6 protein-coding genes are annotated in these 5,580 nt (G+C 60.6%); 4 read left to right on the top strand and 2 right to left on the bottom strand.

Annotation, left to right across the window (positions count from 1 at the left end):
• Nucleotides 1–97 precede the first annotated feature (97 nt).
• Complete coding sequence (locus ACTD9P_RS29215; RefSeq protein WP_438870362.1) at nt 98–973, bottom strand: LysR family transcriptional regulator; 876 nt, start codon at nt 971–973, stop codon at nt 98–100.
• Nucleotides 974–1,087: 114 nt separating this feature from the next.
• Here ACTD9P_RS29215 and ACTD9P_RS29210 point away from each other — a divergent pair, with 114 nt between their 5' ends.
• Genes ACTD9P_RS29210 through catA form a run of 3 tightly spaced genes read left to right on the top strand, consistent with a single transcriptional unit; the run spans nt 1,088 to nt 3,490 of the window.
• A complete protein-coding gene (locus tag ACTD9P_RS29210; protein ID WP_438870361.1) occupies nt 1,088–2,215 on the top strand; it encodes a muconate cycloisomerase family protein in 1,128 nt (375 codons plus the stop codon).
• Nucleotides 2,216–2,227: 12 nt separating this feature from the next.
• Nucleotides 2,228–2,518, top strand: coding sequence for a muconolactone Delta-isomerase (catC, locus tag ACTD9P_RS29205; protein ID WP_438870360.1), 291 nt, complete (start codon nt 2,228–2,230; stop codon nt 2,516–2,518).
• 42 nt (nt 2,519–2,560) lie between these two features.
• On the top strand, nt 2,561–3,490 hold the full coding sequence (gene catA / locus ACTD9P_RS29200) for a catechol 1,2-dioxygenase (RefSeq protein WP_438870359.1): 930 nt from the start codon (nt 2,561–2,563) through the stop codon (nt 3,488–3,490).
• Between the two features lie 131 nt (nt 3,491–3,621).
• On the opposite strand, the gene ACTD9P_RS29195 is transcribed toward catA, so the two are convergent.
• Nucleotides 3,622–4,095: an Lrp/AsnC family transcriptional regulator gene (locus tag ACTD9P_RS29195; RefSeq protein WP_003176072.1), complete on the bottom strand. Its 474-nt coding sequence runs from the start codon at nt 4,093–4,095 to the stop codon at nt 3,622–3,624.
• A gap of 144 nt (nt 4,096–4,239) precedes the next feature.
• On the opposite strand from ACTD9P_RS29195, the gene kynU reads away from it, so the two are divergent.
• Nucleotides 4,240–5,490, top strand: coding sequence for a kynureninase (gene kynU, locus ACTD9P_RS29190; RefSeq protein WP_438870358.1), 1,251 nt, complete (start codon nt 4,240–4,242; stop codon nt 5,488–5,490).
• Nucleotides 5,491–5,580: the final 90 nt, after the last annotated feature.

Here is a 5,580-nt window from a genome sequence, read left to right as displayed (position 1 = left end):
CGCGAATGCGGTGTGCCAGTCAATACATATGCTGGCTGACCCACCGCATTCGCGAGCAAGCCCGCTCCCACAATAGATCTGTATTGTTTGGCAGAACTCAGATCAATTCTTCAACCAACTGCAAACAATGACTCAGCCCTGGCGACTGATCATTCACCCGCCGGCTCAGGATAATCGGCGAGGTCGCAGTGGCTTCCACAATCGGCGTGTAGCCGATATCCGCCCGGTGCAACACCTGCACCGAGGCCGGCACCAGCGTCACGCCCATCCCTGCGCCCACCAGCCCGATCGCCGTCTGCAACTCGTTGGTCCACTGCGCCACCTTGAGGCTCAAACCATGGGCGTCGAACAGCGCAATCACATGGTCGGCATAGCTGGGGCGCGGGTTGCCGGGGTAGAGCACAAACCGCTCTGCGGCCAACTGCGCGAGGGTGGCGGGCGCGCCGAGCAGCGGGTGACCGGCGGGCAATACAGCCACCAAGCGATCCTCCACCAGCACGCGCTGGACGATGGCCGGGTCGTCAATGCGAATGCGCCCGAAGCCCACATCAATACGCCCGGCCTTGAGCGCCTCAACCTGCTGCAAGGTGGTCATCTCCGACAAGCCCAATTCCAGCTCCAGCGCCTCATGGTTGCGCAGCCGTCGAATCAACTCCGGCAACACGCCGTACAGGGTCGATGGCGCGAAGCCAATGCCCAGCCAGGTCTTTTCGCCCTGGCCAATACGCCGCGTGGTGTCGCAAACCTTGGCCAGTTGTTCCAGCAGCACATTGCCGTGCTCATAGAAAAACCGCCCGGCCTCGGTCAGCCGCAACGGGCGGCCGCGCTCCAGCAGAATCACGCCCAGTTCATCTTCCAGTTGCTGGATCTGCCGGCTCAATGGCGGCTGGGCGATGTGCAGGCGAACGGCGGCGCGGGTGAAGTTGAGGGTCTCACCCAGCACCTGGAAATAGCGCAGATGACGCAGTTCCATGACGGCTCCTTTCATACCTTGAGGGTATCGTGCGAGACCCATTCTATATTGGATGCCTCCAAGAATACGGCACAGAATCGGCTCAAATCTATAAAGAACCCAACGGGTATCGCCATGCCGATTTGCGCCATCGAGTCGATCGAGACCATCATCGTCGACCTCCCCACCATTCGCCCGCACAAGCTGGCGATGCACACCATGCAAAACCAGTCGTTGGTGATCATCCGCCTGCGTTGCGCCGACGGCATCGAAGGTATCGGCGAGTCCACCACCATCGGCGGTTTGAGCTACGGCAACGAAAGCCCGGACAGCATCAAGGTCAACATTGACCGTCACTTCGCGCCGCTGCTGATCGGCCAGGACGCGAGCAATATCAACGCGGCCATGTTGCGCCTCGATCGCAGCATTCGCGGCAACACCTTTGCCAAGTCCGGCATCGAAAGCGCCTTGCTCGATGCGTTGGGCAAGCGCCTGAACCTGCCGGTAAGCGAGCTGCTCGGCGGGCGTGTGCGCGATGCATTGCCGGTGGCCTGGACCTTGGCCAGCGGCAACACCGAACAGGACATCGCCGAGGCCGAAAAGATGCTCGACCTGCGCCGCCATCGCATCTTCAAGTTGAAGATCGGTGCTGGAGAGGTCAGCCGCGACCTGGCCCATGTGCTCGCGATCAAAAAAGCCCTGGGCGAGCGCGCCAGCGTGCGTGTCGACGTCAACCAGGCCTGGGACGAAGCCGTGGCCCTGCGTGCCTGCAAGGTGCTGGGCGATAACGGTGTAGACCTGATCGAGCAGCCTATTTCGCGCAACAACCGTGGCGGCATGGCCCGGCTCAACCTGTCGAGCCCGGCGCCGATCATGGCCGATGAATCCATTGAATGTGTCGAAGACGCCTTCAACCTGGCCCGCGAAGGCGCGGCTTCGGTGTTCGCGCTCAAGATCGCCAAAAACGGCGGCCCACGTGCGGTGTTGCGCACCGCCGCGATTGCCGAAGCGGCGGGTATTGGCCTGTACGGCGGCACCATGCTCGAAGGTGGCATCGGCACATTGGCGTCGGCGCATGCCTTCCTCACCTTGAACACGCTGGCGTGGGGCACCGAGTTGTTTGGCCCGCTACTGCTCACCGAAGACATCCTCACCGAACCGCCGGTGTACCGCGATTTTGAGCTGCATGTTTCCACCGCACCGGGCCTGGGCCTGGCCATTGATGAAGAGCGCCTGGCGTTCTTGCGTTGTGACAAACACTAAGAGGCGCCTGCCATGTTGTTCCACGTAAAAATGACCGTGAACCTGCCGCTGGACATGAACCCCGAGCGCGCCGCCAGCCTCAAGGCCGAGGAGAAAGCCCTGGCGCAGCGCCTGCAGCAAGAAGGCAAATGGCGCCACCTGTGGCGCATCGCCGGGCACTACGCCAATTACAGCGTGTTCGACGTCGACAGCGTGCAAGACCTGCACGACCTGCTGATGCAGCTGCCGCTTTTTCCCTACATGGCCATCGAAGTGAACGCCCTGTGCCGCCACCCTTCGTCGATCCATGAGGGCGACCGTTAAGCCTGTAATGCACCCAATAATTACAAGATGAGGATTTGCACCATGTCCATCCGACTGTCCCAGACTGCCCATGCCCAGGCGTTTCTCGAAGAAGCCAGCGGCAACCATAACGACGGCGGCAACCCGCGCGCCAAGGCGCTGATCTACCGGATCCTGCGCGATACGGTAAACATCATCGAAGACCTGGACGTGACCCCGGAAGAGTTCTGGAAGGCGGTCAATTACCTCAACGAATTGGGCAAGAATCAGGAAGCGGGGTTGCTGGCTGCCGGCTTGGGCCTGGAGCATTACCTGGACTTGTTGATGGACGCTGCGGACCAAGAGGCCGGCAAATCCGGTGGTACGCCCCGCACCATCGAAGGCCCGCTGTACGTGGCCGGCGCGCCGCTGAGCCACTACGAAGCGCGGCTGGACGATGGCAAGGACGACGCAGTGCCGCTGTTTATGCGCGGGCAAGTGCGGGGCACCGATGGCAAGCCGTTGGCGGGCGCGATTGTGGACGTGTGGCAGGCCAACACGGGTGGCACCTATTCGTGGTTTGACCCAACGCAATCGGAGTTCAACCTGCGTCGGCGCATTGAGACCGATGCCCAGGGCAACTACCGGTTCCGCAGCATCGTGCCGTCGGGCTACGGTTGCCCGCCGACCGGGCCGACGCAGCAATTGCTCGATCAGTTGGGGCGCCACGGGCAGCGGCCTGCGCATATTCACTTCTTCATCTCGGCGCCGGGGCATCGGCACCTCACCACGCAGATCAACCTGTCGGACGACCCGTACCTGCATGACGATTTTGCCTACGCGACGCGCGATGAGTTGATCGCCGAGATTCGCTTTAGTGACGATCAACAATTGGCGCGGGAGTTTGGGGTGCAAGGGCGGTTTGCGCAGATTGATTTTGACTTTGAGTTGCAGTCGTCTGCTGCGCCGGTAGAGCAGAAACGTATGCAGCGCTTGCGCGCCCTCGAAGACTGATTAAACGCGGAAGATCGTTCCCACGCTCGGCGTGGGAATGCCGCCCAGGACGCTCTGCGTCCGCTCTTAAAGGCGTGACGCAGAGCGTCACAGGAGGTGTTCCCACGCAGAGCGTGGGAACAAGCATCTGGTTATTTGCGCACCACCAAGTCCAGTACCTCATCCCGGTCCTTGATCTTCTGCAACACAATCTCCGAACGAATATCCATCACCCCGGCCGTGCGGTTCAGGTGGTTCACGATAAAGTCGGAAAAGTGCTTGAGGTTGCGCGCCTGCACGCGCAACACATAGTTGCTGGCGCCGGTGATCACATAGGCACTGGCCACCTCCGGCCAGCCTTGAACCTTCTTGATAAAGGTCTCGTGCCAGTCCTCCACATCCTGGCGCAACGACAGGTGCACGATGGCCTCCAGCTCAATCCCCAACTGTTCGGCATTCAACACCGCGCGGTAGCCGCTGATGATTCCTTCGCTCTCCAGCAGGCGCAAACGGCGCAGGCAGGCAGAGGGCGACAGGGCGACTTTTTCCGCCAGTTCCTGGTTACTGATGCGGCCATCCTGTTGCAAAAAATGCAGGAGGCGCAGATCGGTGGCGTCGAGAATCATGCTTAGAATAAATCCGCGTGTTTTGGGGTTAAATTCGAATTTCCTACAGCTTAATTAGCCTGTTACCCACCACTTTGCACGAAAATTCTCTAAAACTTCGTTCATTATTTGGTCCATCCTTACTTATAAAAATCAGGACGACCCATGACCACCCGAAGCCACTGCCAAGCCCTCGACGCCCAGGACCCGCTGGCGCCACTGCGTCAGCAGTTTGCCTTGCCCGCAGGCGTGATCTACCTCGACGGCAACTCCCTTGGTGCCCGCCCGGTGGCGGCGTTGGCGCGCGCCCAGCAGGTGATCGCCGAGGAGTGGGGCAATGGCTTGATTCGCAGCTGGAACAGCGCTGGTTGGGCGGATTTGTCCCAACGCCTGGGTAACCGCCTGGCGCCGCTGATCGGCGCGCGTGACGGTGAAGTGGTGATTACCGATACCACCTCGATCAACCTGTTCAAAGTGCTCAGCGCCGCTTTGAGTGTGCAGCGCCAACGCGAGCCTGCGCGCAAGGTGATTGTCAGCGAGGCGAGTAATTTTCCCACCGACTTGTATATCGCCGAAGGCCTGACCGAGTTGCTGCAACAGGGTTATTCCCTGCGGCTGGTCAACAGCCCGGACGAACTGCCCCAGGCCATCGACCAGGACGTGGCGGTGGTGATGCTCACTCACGTCAATTACAAAACCGGTTACATGTACGACATGCAGGCGCTCACCGCCCTGAGCCACGAATGTGGCGCGCTGAGTATCTGGGACCTGGCGCATTCGGCGGGCGCGGTGCCCATCGATCTGAACAGGGCCGGTGCCGATTATGCGATTGGCTGCACCTACAAATACCTGAATGGCGGGCCAGGCTCGCAGGCGTTTGTGTGGGTCAACCCGGCGTTGGTGGATGTGGTGCGCCAGCCGCTATCGGGTTGGTTTGGCCACACGCGTCAGTTCGCCATGGAAGCTCACTACGCGCCAAGCGCCGGCATCGCGCGCTACCTGTGCGGCACCCAGCCGATCACGTCGTTGGCGATGGTCGAATGTGGCCTGGAGATTTTTGCCCAGACCGACATGGCCAGCCTGCGCAGCAAATCCCTGGCCTTGACCGACCTGTTTATCGCGCTGGTCGAAGCCCGTTGCGCCGCCCACGGCCTGGTGCTGATTACGCCGCGTGAGCATGTCCGGCGCGGTAGCCACGTGAGTTTCGAACACCCTGAAGGTTATGCGGTGATCCAGGCCTTGATCGCCCGTGGCGTGATTGGTGATTACCGTGAGCCGCGCATCATGCGTTTTGGGTTTACGCCGTTGTATACGAGCTTTACCGAGGTATTTGACGCTGTAGAGATCCTGGGCGAAATCCTCGATAACTCCACCTGGGACCAGCCGCAATTCAAAGTGCGCAACAGCGTCACTTAAGAACAACACGAATCAAAATGTGGGAGCGGGCTTGCTCGCGAATGCGGTGGATCAGCGAGCAAATGCATTAACTGACACACCGCATTCGCG

The sequence above is a fragment of the Pseudomonas onubensis genome, assembly GCF_965653655.1.
Lineage (GTDB): Bacteria > Pseudomonadota > Gammaproteobacteria > Pseudomonadales > Pseudomonadaceae > Aquipseudomonas.
Note: the sequence above shows the minus strand (reverse complement) of the source record. Positions and strands in the feature narration are given on the sequence as shown.

Coding starts and splice junctions, on each gene's coding strand:
- ACTD9P_RS29215 (WP_438870362.1), bottom strand. CDS start 973: ATGGAACTGCGTCATCTGCGCTATTTCCAGGTGCTGGGTGAGACCCTC.
- ACTD9P_RS29210 (WP_438870361.1), top strand. CDS start 1,088: ATGCCGATTTGCGCCATCGAGTCGATCGAGACCATCATCGTCGACCTC.
- catC (WP_438870360.1), top strand. CDS start 2,228: ATGTTGTTCCACGTAAAAATGACCGTGAACCTGCCGCTGGACATGAAC.
- catA (WP_438870359.1), top strand. CDS start 2,561: ATGTCCATCCGACTGTCCCAGACTGCCCATGCCCAGGCGTTTCTCGAA.
- ACTD9P_RS29195 (WP_003176072.1), bottom strand. CDS start 4,095: ATGATTCTCGACGCCACCGATCTGCGCCTCCTGCATTTTTTGCAACAG.
- kynU (WP_438870358.1), top strand. CDS start 4,240: ATGACCACCCGAAGCCACTGCCAAGCCCTCGACGCCCAGGACCCGCTG.